Below are 16316 nucleotides of genomic sequence, written 5' to 3' on the forward strand. Positions count from 1 at the left end.
AATTTAACAGCTTCTTAAATCCAGCAAGCAGATGAAGTTGTTCAAAATACTAAGCTTATTTATGATTTTAGCCTTGGCAGTTAATGTTTCGGCGCAGAAAAAATATGTAATGGTTATTCATGGCGGTGCCGGTACCATTTTAAAAAAGAACATGAGTGCCGAGAAAGAGGCCGCTTATATTGCTGTTTTAACCCAGGCCTTGCAAGCTGGTTACGCGGAAATTAAAGCGGGTAAAAGCAGTTTAGATGCGGTAGAGGCTACCATTCATGTGCTCGAAAACGACCCGCATTTTAATGCAGGTAAAGGTGCTGTTTTTACCCACGATGGCCGCAATGAACTCGATGCAGCCATTATGGATGGAAAAACCCTGATGGCCGGAGCTGTTGCAGGGGTTACCACCATTAAAAATCCGATTTCGGCGGCCAGAGCAGTAATGGAAAAATCGGAACATGTAATGCTGGTTGGCGCAGGTGCCGATCTTTTTGCCAAAGAAGTAGGCTTAGAGATTGTAGATCCGAAGTATTTCTGGACAAAAGAGCGTTGGGAAGGTTTGCAAAAGGCAATTAAAGAAGACTCTACCAAAGCGGTACTCGATCATGGTAGTAAAAAGTCTGAACTTTTTGGGGTGAAAAACCTGGATTACAAGTTTGGTACCGTAGGTTGTGTCGCGCTGGATAAAGCAGGTAATTTAGCTGCAGGAACCTCAACTGGCGGTATGACCAATAAAAAATACGGGCGTGTTGGCGATGCCCCGATTATTGGTGCCGGCACGTATTGTAACAATGAAACTGCCGGTATATCTTGCACAGGCTGGGGCGAGTTTTACATTCGTAATGTGGTGGCCAAAACCATTTCCGATTTGATCGAGTACAAAGGATTATCAGTTGCAGAGGCATCGAAAATTGCATTGGATAAAGTAGGTAAAATGGGGGGTGATGGCGGTTTAATTGCTTTAGATAAACAAGGAAACATAGCCATGCCATTTAATACCGAAGGCATGTACCGCGGTGCTATAACTGCCGATGGAAAGATTGAGGTCAGTATTTATAAGTAAGGCAATCCATGAAAAAAATCTTTTCCAATTTAACCTTTCAGGTTATTGTAGCCATAATTATCGGCATTAGTGTTGGTGCTTACTTTCCGGGCTTTGCACCTACAGCGAAGCTGATTAGCCAGGGTTTTATCAACCTCATTAGCATGCTAATTGCCCCGATTATATTTTTTACCATTGTTTTGGGTATCGCACACATGGGCGATATGAAAAAAGTAGGAAGGGTAGGCGGCAAAGCTTTATTGTATTTCGAAATTGTGAGTACAGTGGCCATTGCCATTGGTTTACTGGTAGCCAATTTGTTAAAACCTGGGGCCAATACAGCGGCTAAGGTAGGCGATACCGCTAAAATCGCCGGTTACGCCGAACAGGCGAAGGATATGAACTGGGCCGAATTTTTCCTCCATATCATTCCACACAATATTATCGCTTCTTTCGCCGAGGGTAATATTTTACAGATTTTGTTATTTGCCATCCTTTTTGGTTATGGTTTAAATAAATTAGGTGGCGAAGGCACTGTGGTACTCAATGCTTTTGATAAAATATCGAAAGTGCTGTTTAAGATCATGAAAGTGATTATGCGTTTGGCACCTATTGGGGCTTTTGGCGGTATGGCCTTTAGCATTGGTACGCATGGTTTGCAAAGCATAATTGGCATGGCCAAGTTAATGGGATCAGTTTATTTAACTTGTATTCTCTTCATTTTTATCGTGCTGAATGGGATCTGCAGGTATTATAAATTCAGTTTATGGGCTTACCTCAAATACATCCGCCAGGAGATCTTGATTGTTCTGGGAACTTCCTCTTCCGAATCGGCCCTGCCCAGTATGATGCAAAAAATGGAAAGCATTGGCTGCGATAAATCGGTTGTTGGTTTAGTTATTCCAACTGGTTATTCTTTTAACCTCGATGGAACAGCTATTTATCTGGCTATGGCCGTGATATTCTTGTGTCAGGTTTTTCATGTTGATTTAACCCTCGGACAGCAAATTACGATTTTAGGCGTATTGATGGTAACCTCGAAAGGTGCTGCGGGAGTTACCGGAAGTGGTTTTATTGTATTGGTATCAACCCTTACAGCACTGAAAATTATGCCCATTGAGCACATTTCTATCTTAATAGGTGTAGATCGTTTTATGAGCGAAGCCAGGGCCATCACCAACGTAATTGGCAACGGCGTGGCTACCATTGTAATTGCTAAAAGTGAAAATCAGTTCGATCAGGAAAAATATTTAAAAGCCATCCAGCCAGCAATGATCGAAAAAGGAGAGGAGAGCTAGTTTACTCTAGTCGTCACCCTGATCCGATAGCTATCGGATTTATTTCAGGGTCTCTAATACCTGGAGAGCACTGTTTTATTCTGAGAGGTGCTGAAACACCTGTCCGACTGGCCAGGCGGGAGTTCAGCAAGACGAGTAAAGGGAGTTTGTATCTAACCAATACCTCCCAACTAAAAACTCCGAACTCCAAACTAATTAAGTATCTTTGCGGCAGAAACAGGCAACACAGCATGTTTAATTAAACCAGATCATATTGGCTCAGGAAGAACAAAATAACCGCAAAGAGAAAAGCGAGTTACACCCACGCAACAAACACCGTGCGCGTTACAATTTCAAACAACTTACCGCTACTTCAAAAGAATTGAAACGTTTTGTTTTTAAAAACGAACACAACGACGATTCTATTGACTTTGCTGATCAAAATGCAGTTAAAGCATTAAATAGGGCTTTGTTGAAACAGTATTACGATGTTTCGCAATGGGATATACCAAAAGATTACCTTTGTCCGCCTATTCCGGGCAGGGCCGATTATATTCATTACGTTGCCGATCTTTTAGGCTCGAGCAATAAGGGCAAAAATCCAACCGGACCCAATGTAAATGTGCTGGATATTGGTATTGGAGCCAACTGTATTTACCCAATAATTGGTCACCGTGAGTATGGCTGGAGCTTTGTGGGTTCTGATATCGATCCGCTTTCAGTTGAAGCAGCTAAAAGAATCGTAGAGGCCAATAAATCATTACAAGGGGCTATCGAGCCACGTTTGCAAGGTTCTAAAATGGGAATTTTCAGAGGAATTGTGGGAAGAAACGAACGTTTTGATGCGGTAGTTTGTAACCCGCCTTTCCATTCTTCATTAAAAGAGGCCGAACAGGGTACCCGTCAAAAATGGCGAAACCTGGGCGGTGGCGAAAAGGAAGTAAAACACGTACTGAATTTTGGTGGTAACAAGGCAGAGCTTTGGTGCCCCGGAGGTGAGCGTGCTTTTGTTGAGCAGATGATTATTCAGAGTGCGCAGATTAAAAACCAGGTTTTGTGGTTTACCTCACTCGTTTCTAAAAGTGCCAACCTGAAAAGTATTTATAATGCTTTAATTAAGGTAAATGCTTTCGAGGTAAGAACCGTTCAAATGAGCCAGGGACAGAAAATCAGCCGCTTTGTAGCCTGGACTTTCCACGATGAAAGAGCGCAGGAAGCCTGGGCTAAAGGATGGAAATAAGTTTGGAGTTAATAGTTGTGAGTTTTTAGTTTACTCGCTGACGTTTCAAAATAGTTTATAATATAAGTCGTCATTGCGAGGAGGAACGACGAAGCAATCTTACAACTACCGCTACTAGCGAACGCTTTAAGATTGCTTCGTCGGCTGAAAAGCCTTCTCGCAATGACGACTGTTTTATTTTAATCCCGACTCTAGAGCTTGTTAACTGAAAATTGAAAACTGCCAACTGCCTATCACTTCTTCTCATAAGCAATCAAAATAACCAAATCGTTACCCGCATTGGGCTCAATACCATGCGAACTGCCCGGACGGGTTAAAATGGCATCGCCGGGTTTAACCGGGAAAACCTTACCATTCATTTTCATTTTGCCGTTGCCACTAATAACATAATAAATCTCATCTTCTTTTTGCAGGTGGTAACCGATAGAAGAGCCCGGTTTTAATATGCGTTTTCTAAAAATGGTTTTAAGGTTTTTGGCCTGGGCAAAGAAATTAAAACCTATGGTTTCGCCGCCGCCGTTGTGTGTGCCCGGTTCGGTTTTGGCCACTTCAACATCATTTTGCAAAATGTATTTACTGGTGTCGGCTGTTTGGGCTTTTGCGGCAATTGAAATAAAGAATGTAAAAAATAATACTGCTAATGCTTTGTTGCTCATGTGCTTCGTTTTTATATCTGGTTATTGGCTTTAAGCTTTCCGCTTAGGTCTTTAGTCTTTCCGCTTTGGTCTTTAAGCTTTAGTCTTTAGTCTTTCTACTTTGGTCTTCAACCGTAAATCTAGGCGTTTGCATGGATGTTGCCAAAAGCATCTAAACTTTGTTACTAAACCAGATCGAAGCGGGCATGGAGTGTAACGGAGTAAAGCGTAGAGCGGGACTGCAGCCCGCCAAAAGAACCGGACTGTTCATTTCTTAATCAAAGCGATAATTTTTTATTTGGAAATGAGGGGCTTGTGGTTCCTGGCAGCGTTTAGTCCTGCCATCCACTTTATCCCGATTAAATCGGGATGCTCGTTCCTGTCAGGTTTATAACCGAAAGGCCTGTTTCTTACAACGTGCCAAAAAGAATTTTATCCTTCGTCAATAAATTCGATCAGAACAGTATAGGCTACGCCCAGAACAGGCCTCTGGTAGGCATAAAGCAATTCCTTACATTTTCCTGAAAAAACGGGGCAAATAATATGCTTTTCGGTTTGACTTTCCAGTCAATAATATTAGCTTTGCACAAAAAAAATTGATACATGAGCGTTTTAGTAAATAAAGATTCTAAGGTTATCGTTCAGGGTTTTACCGGAAACGAAGGAACTTACCACGCAGAACAGATGTTGGCGTACGGTACAAACGTAGTTGGTGGTGTAACCCCTGGCAAAGGCGGGCAATTACATTTAGATAAGCCTGTTTTTAATACTGTTAAAGATGCTGTTGATAAGACAGGAGCAAATGTATCGATCATTTTCGTTCCACCGGCTTTTGCTGCTGATGCGATTATGGAAGCTGCCGAAGGTGGTATTAAAGTGATTGTTTGTATTACTGAAGGTATCCCAACTAAGGATATGATTCAGGTAAAAGAATATATTGCAGATCGTGATGTTACTTTAATTGGCCCTAACTGCCCGGGTATTATCACTGCTGATGAAGCTAAAATTGGTATCATGCCAGGTTTTATCTTCAAAAAAGGTAACGTAGGTGTAGTTTCTAAATCAGGAACTTTAACTTATGAAGCTGTAGATCAGGTTGTAAAAGCTGGTTTAGGTATTACTACTGCTATCGGTATCGGTGGGGACCCGATTATCGGAACACCAACTGTTGAAGCAGTTAAATTATTAATGAACGATCCTGAAACGCACGGTATCATCATGATTGGTGAAATTGGTGGGGGTATGGAAGCTGAAGCTGCCCGTTGGATCAAAGAACACGGTACTAAACCTGTTGTTGGTTTCATCGCTGGTCAAACTGCGCCTCCGGGACGTAGAATGGGTCACGCTGGTGCAATTGTTGGCGGTGCTGATGATACTGCTGCAGCTAAAATGAAAATCATGGCTGAGTGTGGTATCCGTGTAGTAGAAAGCCCAGCTGAAATCGGAGCTGCAATGGCAGAAGAATTAGCGAAGTAAGATTTTTAAATTTACATAAAGAAAAGCGTTTCGATTAGGTTCGAAGCGCTTTTTGTTTTTGGTTACCCGCTGTTTAACCGCAAAGGACGCAAAGAGTTGACGCAAAGAGCGCACATTTTAACCACCGAGTGCACAGAGAAGGGCACGGAGGACGCTGAGTTTTTTTCAACACTCAGGTGTGCTTAGGTGTCTTAGGTGGTAAATCTATATTTTTTTAACTTATTTTACCACCGAGTACACAGAGTGAGGCACAAAGGGCACTGAGTTTTTACCACCGAATGCATAGAGAAAAACACAAGCACACAGAGTTGAGAGCATTATAACTTAACATTAAAACCAATTCGCTCGGTGCCTCTCTGTGAAAGCTCTTTTCTCTCTGTGGTTAATACCTAAGAGCTGGCTTATATTTTTTAACTACTTTGGTTTTGCTTTAAGTCTCAGGTACGCTTAGGTGTCTTAGGTGGTAAATAATATCTTAGGTGGTAAATAATAGATGTCACTACATACTTTGTCAGTAGGAGGTAAACACTATTATAAACCATTGAAACAGCAAACCAAAACCTATAGCTTTAACGTATATTGTAACATGAGAACGATGTTAAATAAACTATTTTTAGTTTCGGCTGTTGTTTTAATTACAGGGCTTTCGGCCTGCGCACAAAAGCAGGATAAGAAAGAAGCAAAACCAGCTAAGGAAACTACACAAATTATACCCAAGAAAAAAATGAACTGGAATCCATTAACCCCCGAAGAAGAAAGAGTAATTGTAAATAAAGGCACCGAATACCCGGGGACAGGTAAATACGAGCATACTACAGATAAAGGAACCTACACTTGCAAGCGCTGCAATGCGGCCTTGTATCGCTCAGAAAGCAAGTTCGATGCACACTGCGGCTGGCCTGCGTTTGACGATGAAATTAAAGGTGCTGTAAAACGCATTCCAGATGCAGATGGTTCGCGTACAGAAATTGTTTGTGCCAATTGCGGCGCACACTTGGGTCACGTATTTTTAGGAGAAGGCTTTACCAATAAAGACACCCGTCATTGTGTAAATTCGATCTCTATGAATTTCGTGCCCGATCAGAAATAAAGGTGGATATAGAAGGGTTAGGTAGAGGTGTATGGCTATAGGCTATACACCTTTTTTTATGGGCTTTTGTAATAATTCAAATGGTCAATCGTTTGCGCTTTTTTTAAAGATACGAGTATTTGCCGAATGCCTTATTTTAGTTGTACTAACCTTACAACCCCAATTATCAGGAAGCAATAATGAAACGTAAACTCTTGCTCATCGCCCTAAGCTTATTTACTTTTTGCACAGCCTTTGCCCAAAAGACGGTAAAAAAGGCTAATCAATCCAAACCTAATATTGTTTATATTCTGGCCGATGATATGGGCTATGGCGAACTGGGTTGTTACGGACAAGATAAGATTGAAACACCCAATCTGGATGCTTTAGCCAAACGTGGCATGAAGTTTACCCAGCACTATGCTTACCCGGTGTGTGCACCCTCACGCTATATTTTAATGACCGGACAAAATTCAGGGAAAGCCTTTATCCGCGGTAACCACGAGTGGGGCGAGCGCGGGCCAGTGTGGGATTTTAAGGCTATGGAAGAAAACCCTTATCTGGAAGGACAGTATCCCATACCCGATTCGACAGTTACCCTGGCAGAAGTGTTAAAAAGTGCAGGTTACACTACGGGTATGGTAGGTAAGTGGGGTTTGGGTGCACCCTTTACCACTGGTTTCCCAACGCAACAGGGCTTTGATTATTTTTATGGCTATATCTGTCAACGACAAGATCATACCTATTATAGCGGTCACCTGTGGGAAAATGAAAACCGCGTTCCTTTAGATAATAAAATTCAGGCACCCACAGTTACCTTTCCTAAAGATTTGGATAGCCTGGATGAGAAAAATTACGAGCGATATGCGCAAAAGGATTATGCCCCTGATTTTTTGATCAAAGCAGCACTGAAATTTATTGATAAAAATGCCGCCAAGCCATTTTTCCTATACTACCCGACGCCATTGCCGCATGTTTCGTTGCAGGCACCTAAAGACCTGGTAGCTTATTACCATCAAAAATTTGGAGATGAAAAGCCATTTCTCGGCGATGGATCTTATTTCCCTTGCCGTTACCCGCGTGCTACCTATGCAGCTATGATTACCTTGTTAGACAGGCAGGTAGGCGAATTAATTAAAGAGCTAAAGGCGAAAGGTGTGTATGACAATACCATCATCCTGTTTTCGGCCGATAATGGTGTAGCTTTCAATGCTGGTGTAGATCCTGTCTTTTTCAACAGTGCTGGTCCGTTTAAGGGTAACTTTGGTTGGGGTAAAGGTTTTGTGCACGAAGGTGGCATCCGCGAGCCCTTTATTGTTTCATGGCCCGGAAAGGTAAAACCTGGTAGTACCAGTGATCTGATTGCTTCGACTATGGACATGATGCCTACCTTTTGCGATCTGCTTGGTTTAAATACACCCAAAGAGGTTGACGGGATCAGTATTTTGCCAACTTTGTTAGGACAGCAACAGAAAAATACCCATCCTTATTTGTATTTCGAATATCCTGAATATGGTGGTCAGCAGGCTATCCGTTTAGGCAACTGGAAAGGTGTACGCCTCAATATGCTTAAGGGCAATGCGAAATGGGCTTTGTATAATCTGGAGAGCGACATTAAAGAAGAAAACGACCTGGCTTCAAAGCATCCCGATATTGTCGAAAAAATGATTAAAATCAGTAAGCAGGAACACCGAACTCCGGCATTATCGCGCTTTTTAATTCCGGTTTTAGAGCAGGAAATGAAATAAATTATCGTGCTTGCCTCAGGTTTTTTCAACAGGCAAAAATCTTACCTGACGGGGTGATAGGCAGCGATTTTTCGGGTAAAAGGCTGCTTTGATATTGGGGCTGAATAGCTGTGTTTTGCCGGGCAGGTGCTGATTAACAGCTTCATTTTAAACTAAATGCTTATATTTGCGGGCTCGATAAAGAATTTTAGCCTATGAAGTATCTTCTGTTATTAAGTAGTTTGTTCTTGTTTTTACACAGTAATGCACAAGATGCTGCCTCGCCGGTAAATACCACAGACAGTATTCAAAAAACAGTTCTCGCCACTTATTACCACAGAAAATTTGAAGGCCACCGCACCACTAGCGGTGCCCGCTACAGGTCAAAAAAACTTACTGCCGCACACCGCACCCTGCCATTTGGTACAATGGTTACCGTAACCAATCCGGTTAATGGAAAATCAGTAGTTGTAAAGGTAAATGATCGTGGTCCTTTCTCTAAAAGACTGGCTATCGATTTGTCGGAAAGCGCCGCTAAACAGATTGGTATTTACCGCAAAGGCATTGCTAAAGTTAACCTCAGTTATACGGTTGAGTAACACTCCTTTTAGCTCTATTTCGGGCTTAAAACACCCCTCAAATTTAAGTTATTAACACTTGTTTTTGTTTGCTAAGTGCTTGAAATTAAATGATTAGCTTTTTTTTGGCTTGAAAATGAGATTTAGCTGATCATTTTTCCCCAGCAATAGACAAGGGTGTTAACAACTTTGGTTCACTAAAAAGGGCTACCGTATATATATTTGTTATAACAAAGTTCTTTAACTTCTTGCACTTGAAAACAATTATAAAAGCTTAGTTTTTAGTAATTTATGCGTATATCTCTCAGATTGCAATTTTAAATTTTCCGAACTAAAAGCTAAGTTGTTAGTCAGGTAATAGGGTTAGCACTTTCACTACAGCGTTTTGATAAAAGACATTACAATCATCATATAAAATTGATGGATGCGTGCCTTTGTCGGCTCTGTTAAAAAAATAGATTTTAAAAACATCAGCGTATGGAACAGGAATTATTACTACAAGAAAACAAAGACAGGTTTGTGCTTTTGCCGATCAAGTATCCGAAAGTTTGGGAGATGTATAAAAGAACAGAGGCGAGTTTCTGGACTGCCGAAGAAATCGACCTTTCTGACGACTTGAAACATTGGGAAAACCTTAACGATGGTGAAAGACATTTCATATCTCACATTTTAGCTTTTTTTGCAGCCAGTGATGGTATTGTAAATGAAAATCTTGCAGTAAACTTCATGAGCGAAGTTCAGATTCCTGAAGCCCGTTGTTTTTACGGTTTCCAGATCATGATGGAAAACATCCATTCAGAAACCTACGCTTTATTAATCGATACCTATATTAAAGATCCGGAAGAAAAAGACCGTTTGTTCCACGCCATTGATACTGTTCCGGCAGTAAAAAGAAAGGCAGAGTGGGCGTTACGCTGGATTGATAACGGAACTTTTGCAGAGCGTTTAGTGGCTTTTGCTGCGGTTGAAGGTATTTTCTTCAGCGGTAGTTTCTGCTCAATCTTCTGGTTAAAGAAACGTGGCTTAATGCCGGGCTTAACTTTCAGTAACGAGCTTATTTCGAGAGACGAAGGTTCTCACTGCGAATTTGCGTGTCTGTTGTACAGCATGTTAAGCAATAAATTAAGTGAAGAACAAGTGCATAGCATTATCAGCGATGCAGTTGAAATTGAAAAAGAATTTATTACCGATGCATTGCCAGTTGCCTTAATTGGGATGAATGCAAAATTAATGAGCCAGTACATCGAGTTTGTTGCCGATAGATGGTTACAGGAATTAGGTTACAAAAAAATATACAACGCAACCAATCCTTTCGATTTTATGGAAATGATCTCGTTGCAGGGTAAAACCAACTTCTTCGAAAAACGTGTTGGCGACTATCAGAAAAGTGGTGTATTAACCGCTGCCGATAACAAAGCTCAGGCATTTTCTTTAGATGAAGACTTTTAAGGTAGAAGGTTAGAAGGCGGAAGGTCTTGATACCTGATACTTATTACTTGATACCCGATACTTACTACTCGATACTAAATAACAAAAATTACAAAAGTGATGATTAAGTCTTGATACTTGATACTCACGACTTGATATAAAACTTAAATCTCATAAAATATGTTCGTACTAAAAAGAGATGGCCGGAAAGAGCCGGTGCAATTTGACAAAATCACAGCACGTATTCAAAAGCTGTGCTACAGTTTAAATTCAGATCTTGTAGATCCGATCGATGTGGCCAAAAAGGTAATCGAAGGTTTATACGATGGGGTAACTACCTCTGAGTTGGATAACCTTGCTGCAGAAACAGCTGCATCGTTAACCACTAAACACCCTGATTATGCTTTGTTAGCTTCGCGTATTGCGGTTTCTAACTTGCATAAAAACACCACCAAATCATTCTCGGGTACGATGAAAATGTTGTACGAATATTTCGACCCGAAAGCGCAGAAAGAGGCACCTCTTATCGCTGATGATGTTTATGAGATTATTGAAAAAAACAAAGATATTTTAGATAGTTCTATCATTTACGACCGCGATTTTGGTTTCGATTATTTCGGTTTTAAAACTTTAGAAAAATCTTATCTGTTAAAAGTTAACGGTCAGATTGTTGAGCGCCCTCAGCATTTGTTCATGCGTGTTTCAGTTGGTATCCACAAAGAAGATATCGAAAGCGCAATTAAAACCTATAACTTAATGAGTGAGCGTTGGTTTACGCATGCTACGCCAACCTTGTTCAATGCCGCTACACCAAAACCTCAAATGTCGTCATGTTTCTTGTTAACCATGCAGGATGACAGTATTGAAGGTATTTACGATACTTTAAAACAAACCGCTAAAATTTCGCAAAGTGCCGGTGGTATCGGTTTAAGCATCCACAATATCCGTGCAACGGGTTCATATATTGGTGGTACTAACGGTACAAGTAACGGTATTATTCCAATGTTACGCGTATTTAACGATACTGCCCGTTATGTAGATCAGGGTGGAGGTAAACGTAAAGGTGCTTTCGCTATTTATTTAGAGCCTTGGCATGCTGATGTTTTCGAGTTTTTAGATTTACGTAAAAACCACGGTAAAGAAGAAATGCGTGCGCGCGATTTATTCTATGCACTTTGGATCAACGATTTGTTTATGCAACGTGTTAAAGATAATGGCGACTGGACTTTATTCTGCCCGCACGAAGCACCAGGTTTAGCAGATTGTTTCGGTAAAGAATTCGAAGATTTATATACCAAATATGAAGCTGAAGGCCGTGGCCGCAAAACAGTTAAAGCACAAGAGCTTTGGTTTGCCATTTTAGATTCGCAGATTGAAACCGGTACACCTTATATGTTGTTTAAAGATGCAGCGAACAGCAAATCTAACCAACAGAACTTAGGTACAATTAAGAGCTCTAACCTGTGTACCGAAATTATCGAGTATACCTCTAAAGATGAAGTTGCGGTTTGTAACTTAGCTTCACTGGCTTTACCACGTTTCGTAATTAACGGTGCTTTCGATCACCAGAAATTATACGATGTAACTTATCAGGCTACTTTAAACCTGAACAAGATCATCGATCACAACTATTACCCTGTTCAGGAAGCTGAAAACTCTAACATGCGCCATCGTCCCGTTGGTTTAGGAGTACAAGGCTTAGCTGATGCCTTTATCTTGTTGCGTTTACCTTTCGAAAGCGATGAGGCTAAACGTTTAAACAAAGATATCTTTGAAACCATTTATTTCGCTTCGATGTCGGCTTCACACGATTTAGCTGTGAAACACGGTCCTTATCAAACCTTTAAAGGTTCTCCGTTATCAAAAGGTAAATTCCAGTTCGATCTGTGGAATGTAACTCCAGATAGCGGCCGTTGGGATTGGGATGCATTGCGTAAAAAAGTAGTTAAAGATGGTGTGTACAACTCATTATTGGTTGCGCCAATGCCAACTGCATCTACTTCGCAGATTTTAGGTAACAACGAGTGTTTCGAGCCTTACACTTCTAACATTTACACCCGTCGTGTATTGAGCGGAGAGTTTGTGGTAGTAAACAAACACTTATTGAAAGATTTAGTGGCCTTAGGTTTATGGAACAACGATATGAAAAACAAAATCATATTGGCTAACGGTTCTATCCAGGCGATTGCTGAAATTCCTGATTACATCAAAGAATTGTACAAAACTGTTTGGGAGATTAAGATGCGTAATATCATCGATATGGCTGCCGACCGTGGTGCTTATATCTGCCAGTCGCAATCGTTAAACCTGTTCGTAAACGCGCCAAACACTTCAAAATTAACTTCAATGCACTTCTATGCATGGGAGAAAGGTTTGAAAACCGGTATGTACTATCTACGTACACAAGCTGCTTCGCAAGCTGTTAAATTTACAGTAGAGAACCAGGGCGGTAAAGCAATTGAGGCGGTTATTCCTGCTGAAATGACACAAGATCAGGTTGCAGAAGAAATCATCGACGGACCAGTTTGTTCGATGGAAGAAGGCTGCATTAGCTGCTCAGGTTAAGCTTAAAGACTAAAGCAGAAAGACTAAAGCGAAAAGCCTGCCCCATCTCGTCATTGCGAGAAGGCTTTTTCAGCCGACGAAGCAATCTTAATGCAATTAGTCAACTCCCTTCTCACGATAAAGCAATAAAATAGATAAGGTTTTGAATGAAAGTTCAAAACCTTATTTTTTGTCCTTACTTTTGTATTCAGTTCAATAGTTCATTAGGCAATTGGTTCATTAGTTTTGCCAAACGCAAATAGCGAACATCCTTACTAATGACTAATGAATCATTGAACCAATGAACCTGTAAAAATGCCTGCACATACCCATAGCGCCAAACACGAAATCATTCCCTGCGAAAGATGTGGAACGGCTATAGAGTGCAAGGCCAATGCTTATACCAAATGCCAGTGCAGCGTGGTGCAACTTAGCATTAACGAAGTACAACATATCTCTGAGCTTTACGATGGCTGTCTCTGTGCCAAATGTCTGTTCGAACTGCAACAGGAATACCGGGAAGAAATAGGAGCATAATACTTTACGATCTTTATTGCTGGCATCTATCGGTCTGTGGCTCACAAACCGAATCTGTAAATCATTGCAGGTGTCGATATCATAATATGAAGGAACATCATTTGAAAAGCAAGTTCCTGTGCTTTTGGGTTGCTTTAAGTCCCGCTTTTTCTGCTGCCGATTGAAGGAATCGGCATTCGTGCAATCGGGTTTAGCTTACAGCAGTTCCGAGCTTTTCTGAATTTTTTATGTCAATACATCTTTTCTGATTCAAAACTGATTAATTACTGTATCTCAATTCGGTCAAATGCATAGATCCAAAAAAGGACACCTTTCTTCTTTTAATTGTTGAAAGTACAATTAAAATTTCTGCAGTCACCAGGTAAAAAGAAAAAGGTCGTTTTTGGCTGTTTATAAGCGTTTGGTTAAGCAAATCCTAAAAATGTCATCTGCAGTTGGTGCTCCTGAAATCGTGTTTCTTAACGCTTCTTTCGGGCCTTAAAATCAATAAAAAATAGTTTGAAAATAAGTGTTAAATCTGGTAACAATGCACATCATTTGATATCTATATCATGCTTAATAAATGGTTTATTAGGCTTAAAAAACATAAAAATCATATAAATTATGGAATCGCTCATTTCAAATTACTGGTGGGTTTTAGTGGCACTGTTGTGCTTAGTTTTATACAAATATATTTTACGTTTCCTATTCGGGATGGTTATCGTACCCGAAGACAGAATCGGCTTGATTACCAAAAAATTCGTGCTCTTAGGTTCCGATCGCGAATTGCCCGACGGGCGGATTATCGCCATTAAAGGCGAAGCAGGTTTCCAGGGAAAAACACTGGCTCCCGGATTGTATTTCGGGATGTGGTTCTGGCAGTACAGTGTAACGATGGAGCAGTTTACGGTTATTCCAGAGGGTAAAATCGGACTCATTATGGCCAAAGACGGTGCCGAAATCCCAACAGGGAATATCTTGGGGCAAAAAGTAGAGTCTGATAACTTTCAGGATGCCGTTAAGTTTCTCGAAAACGGTGGCCAACGAGGTCGGCAGACGGCCTATATCACTTCCGGTTCGTACCGGATTAACACCATGCTATTTCAGGTTTCGGTTACCGATATGGTCCGTATTCAGGAAAGCATGGTAGGCATTGTGACTACGCTGGATGGTTTACCAATCGAAGCTAACCAGATTGCAGGTAAGCTGGTAGAGGGGCACAATAACTTTCAGGATTTTGATGCCTTTGTAAAACAAGGTGGTAACAGGGGCTTGCAGCCGCAGGTTATTCTGGCGGGTTCATACAATTTAAATCCTTGGGCTATCCAGTTAGAAGAAATACCTATGACCGAAATTGCCATTGGTTATGTAGGTGTGGTGATCTCCTTTATTGGTAAAGAAGGCGACGATTTAACCGGTGCTGATTTTAAACATGGTAATATTGTGGCCAAAGGATCAAAAGGGGTTTGGCTGGAACCACTTGGACCGGGAAAATACCCGATTAACAAGTACATTATGAAGGTAGAGCTGGTGCCTACAACCAATCTGGTATTAAACTGGGCATCGGCACGTAGCGAGGCACACAATCTGGATAAAAACTTGTCAACCATTACCGTGCGTTCGAGAGATGGTTTCCCTTTTAACCTGGATGTGGCGCAGATTATTCACGTACCTACCACCGAGGCGCCAAAAGTAATTGCCCGTTTTGGTAATATGGTTAACCTCGTTTCTCAGGTGTTGGAGCCTACTATTGGTAACTATTTCCGTAATTCGGCACAGGGCAGCGATGTAATTGCTTTCCTGAGTACCCGTAAAGAGCGTCAGGAGTCGGCAAAAGAGCACATTCGCAAAGTGCTTGACGAGTACAATGTAAATGCAGTTGATACTTTGATTGGTGACATTGTACCACCAGAATCGTTAATGAAAACCTTAACCGACCGTAAAATTGCAGAAGAGCAAAAGGTGACTTACGAAACACAGAAACAGGCTCAGGAAACGCGCCAGGGGATGGAAAAAGAAACCGCCATTGCCGATATGCAGAAAGATATCGTAAAAGCACAACAAAGTGTCGAAATTGCCGAACGTACTGCAAGTGCAACGGTGAAAAAATCGGAAGGTGACGCTGCCGGAGTAAAACTGGCTGTAGGTGCTGAGGCCGAAGCTACGAAAATGCGTGCACACGCTGAGGCTGAGGCAACAAAGGCACGTGCACAGGCCGATTCTGAAGCGATTAAATTACGCGCATCGGCAGAGGCAGAACAAATTTCGTTAACCGGTAGCGCCGAAGCAGGTAAAATTTTAGCTGTAGGTAAATCTACTGCCGAGGCTTACGAGCTTGCCGTTAAAGCCTTGGGTGGCGAAAACTTTACCCGCTACAAAATTACCGAAGAGTTATCGAAAGGTAATGTAAAACTGATTCCGGATGTATTGATCGGTGGAAATGCCAATGCCGGTGGTTCGGCCATGGATGGTTTATTAGGGCTTAAACTGATGGAGTTAATGGATCCTGAAAAACGTAAAGAAGTGGTTGCAGTAGCCGAAATTGTAGAAACCAAAACGAAACCGAAAAGGGATAATATTAACCCTTAAATTTGTTAAATTAGCACGAAAGGCCTTGACGTAAGTTTAGACTGACCCCAAAAAGTTGGACGAAGTTACGCAATGTTTTTAAAGTAATGAGTTCGGTATTCCACCGGACTCATTCCATTTAAATTAATCCTTATTCGGTCCCTATTATAATATTTAATATACTTTCTAATTTCAGAATGTAATTGTGATACCGATTTAAATTCA

The 16316-nt window shown here is 41.2% G+C and carries 13 protein-coding genes; 11 read left to right on the forward strand and 2 right to left on the reverse strand.

The genetic code is table 11. The annotated features are described in order from the left end of the window. Positions 1-61: 61 nt before the first annotated feature. The 3 genes from OC25_RS20650 (at position 62) to rlmF (ending at position 3550) form a co-directional block, all read left to right on the forward strand. Positions 62-1054, forward strand: a complete 993-nt coding sequence (locus OC25_RS20650) for an isoaspartyl peptidase/L-asparaginase family protein (RefSeq protein ID WP_245222108.1) — start codon at positions 62-64, stop codon at positions 1052-1054. An 8-nt stretch (positions 1055-1062) separates the two neighbouring features. Next, on the forward strand, positions 1063-2331 hold the full coding sequence (dctA, locus tag OC25_RS20655) for a C4-dicarboxylate transporter DctA (RefSeq protein WP_039479952.1): 1269 nt from the start codon (positions 1063-1065) through the stop codon (positions 2329-2331). A 253-nt stretch (positions 2332-2584) separates the two neighbouring features. Continuing rightward, a complete protein-coding gene (rlmF, locus tag OC25_RS20660) occupies positions 2585-3550 on the forward strand; it encodes a 23S rRNA (adenine(1618)-N(6))-methyltransferase RlmF (protein WP_039479953.1) in 966 nt (321 codons plus the stop codon). Positions 3551-3783: 233 nt separating this feature from the next. Here rlmF and OC25_RS20665 read toward each other — a convergent pair whose 3' ends face one another. Next, complete coding sequence (locus OC25_RS20665; protein ID WP_052266357.1) at positions 3784-4206, reverse strand: cupin domain-containing protein; 423 nt, start codon at positions 4204-4206, stop codon at positions 3784-3786. A gap of 582 nt (positions 4207-4788) precedes the next feature. Here OC25_RS20665 and sucD point away from each other — a divergent pair. The 8 genes from sucD (at position 4789) to OC25_RS20700 (ending at position 16112) form a co-directional block, all read left to right on the forward strand. After that, positions 4789-5661, forward strand: coding sequence for a succinate--CoA ligase subunit alpha (sucD, locus tag OC25_RS20670; RefSeq protein WP_039479954.1), 873 nt, complete (start codon positions 4789-4791; stop codon positions 5659-5661). Positions 5662-6247: 586 nt separating this feature from the next. After that, a complete protein-coding gene (locus OC25_RS20675) occupies positions 6248-6751 on the forward strand; it encodes a methionine-R-sulfoxide reductase (protein WP_052266361.1) in 504 nt (167 codons plus the stop codon). A gap of 179 nt (positions 6752-6930) precedes the next feature. Beyond that, a complete protein-coding gene (locus OC25_RS20680; protein WP_039479956.1) occupies positions 6931-8478 on the forward strand; it encodes an arylsulfatase in 1548 nt (515 codons plus the stop codon). 194 nt (positions 8479-8672) lie between these two features. Further along, positions 8673-9056 carry a septal ring lytic transglycosylase RlpA family protein gene (locus OC25_RS20685; protein ID WP_039479957.1) on the forward strand — a complete coding sequence of 128 codons (384 nt, stop codon included), beginning with the start codon at positions 8673-8675 and terminating at the stop codon, positions 9054-9056. Positions 9057-9512: 456 nt separating this feature from the next. Next, positions 9513-10484, forward strand: coding sequence for a ribonucleoside-diphosphate reductase small subunit (locus OC25_RS20690; RefSeq protein WP_039479958.1), 972 nt, complete (start codon positions 9513-9515; stop codon positions 10482-10484). A gap of 159 nt (positions 10485-10643) precedes the next feature. Then, complete coding sequence (locus OC25_RS20695) at positions 10644-13028, forward strand: ribonucleoside-diphosphate reductase subunit alpha (protein ID WP_039479959.1); 2385 nt, start codon at positions 10644-10646, stop codon at positions 13026-13028. A 294-nt stretch (positions 13029-13322) separates the two neighbouring features. Further along, complete coding sequence (locus OC25_RS27700) at positions 13323-13544, forward strand: cysteine-rich CWC family protein (protein WP_082018673.1); 222 nt, start codon at positions 13323-13325, stop codon at positions 13542-13544. Positions 13545-14147: 603 nt separating this feature from the next. After that, positions 14148-16112 carry an SPFH domain-containing protein gene (locus tag OC25_RS20700; protein ID WP_039479960.1) on the forward strand — a complete coding sequence of 655 codons (1965 nt, stop codon included), beginning with the start codon at positions 14148-14150 and terminating at the stop codon, positions 16110-16112. A gap of 65 nt (positions 16113-16177) precedes the next feature. On the opposite strand, the gene OC25_RS28565 is transcribed toward OC25_RS20700, so the two are convergent. After that, positions 16178-16316, reverse strand: a 139-nt coding sequence (locus tag OC25_RS28565) for an IS3 family transposase (protein WP_156131529.1), incomplete at its 5' end; no start/stop codon positions are given.

The sequence above is a fragment of the Pedobacter kyungheensis genome (assembly GCF_000812965.1).
Lineage (GTDB): Bacteria > Bacteroidota > Bacteroidia > Sphingobacteriales > Sphingobacteriaceae > Pedobacter > Pedobacter kyungheensis.

Bases quoted from the DNA above. Each gene is read 5' to 3' on its own strand.
- OC25_RS20650 (WP_245222108.1), top strand. From the start codon at position 62: ATGATTTTAGCCTTGGCAGTTAATGTTTCGGCGCAGAAAAAATATGTA.
- dctA (WP_039479952.1), top strand. From the start codon at position 1,063: ATGAAAAAAATCTTTTCCAATTTAACCTTTCAGGTTATTGTAGCCATA.
- OC25_RS20665 (WP_052266357.1), bottom strand. From the start codon at position 4,206: ATGAGCAACAAAGCATTAGCAGTATTATTTTTTACATTCTTTATTTCA.
- sucD (WP_039479954.1), top strand. From the start codon at position 4,789: ATGAGCGTTTTAGTAAATAAAGATTCTAAGGTTATCGTTCAGGGTTTT.
- OC25_RS20675 (WP_052266361.1), top strand. From the start codon at position 6,248: ATGAGAACGATGTTAAATAAACTATTTTTAGTTTCGGCTGTTGTTTTA.
- OC25_RS20680 (WP_039479956.1), top strand. From the start codon at position 6,931: ATGAAACGTAAACTCTTGCTCATCGCCCTAAGCTTATTTACTTTTTGC.
- OC25_RS20685 (WP_039479957.1), top strand. From the start codon at position 8,673: ATGAAGTATCTTCTGTTATTAAGTAGTTTGTTCTTGTTTTTACACAGT.
- OC25_RS20690 (WP_039479958.1), top strand. From the start codon at position 9,513: ATGGAACAGGAATTATTACTACAAGAAAACAAAGACAGGTTTGTGCTT.
- OC25_RS20695 (WP_039479959.1), top strand. From the start codon at position 10,644: ATGTTCGTACTAAAAAGAGATGGCCGGAAAGAGCCGGTGCAATTTGAC.
- OC25_RS27700 (WP_082018673.1), top strand. From the start codon at position 13,323: ATGCCTGCACATACCCATAGCGCCAAACACGAAATCATTCCCTGCGAA.
- OC25_RS20700 (WP_039479960.1), top strand. From the start codon at position 14,148: ATGGAATCGCTCATTTCAAATTACTGGTGGGTTTTAGTGGCACTGTTG.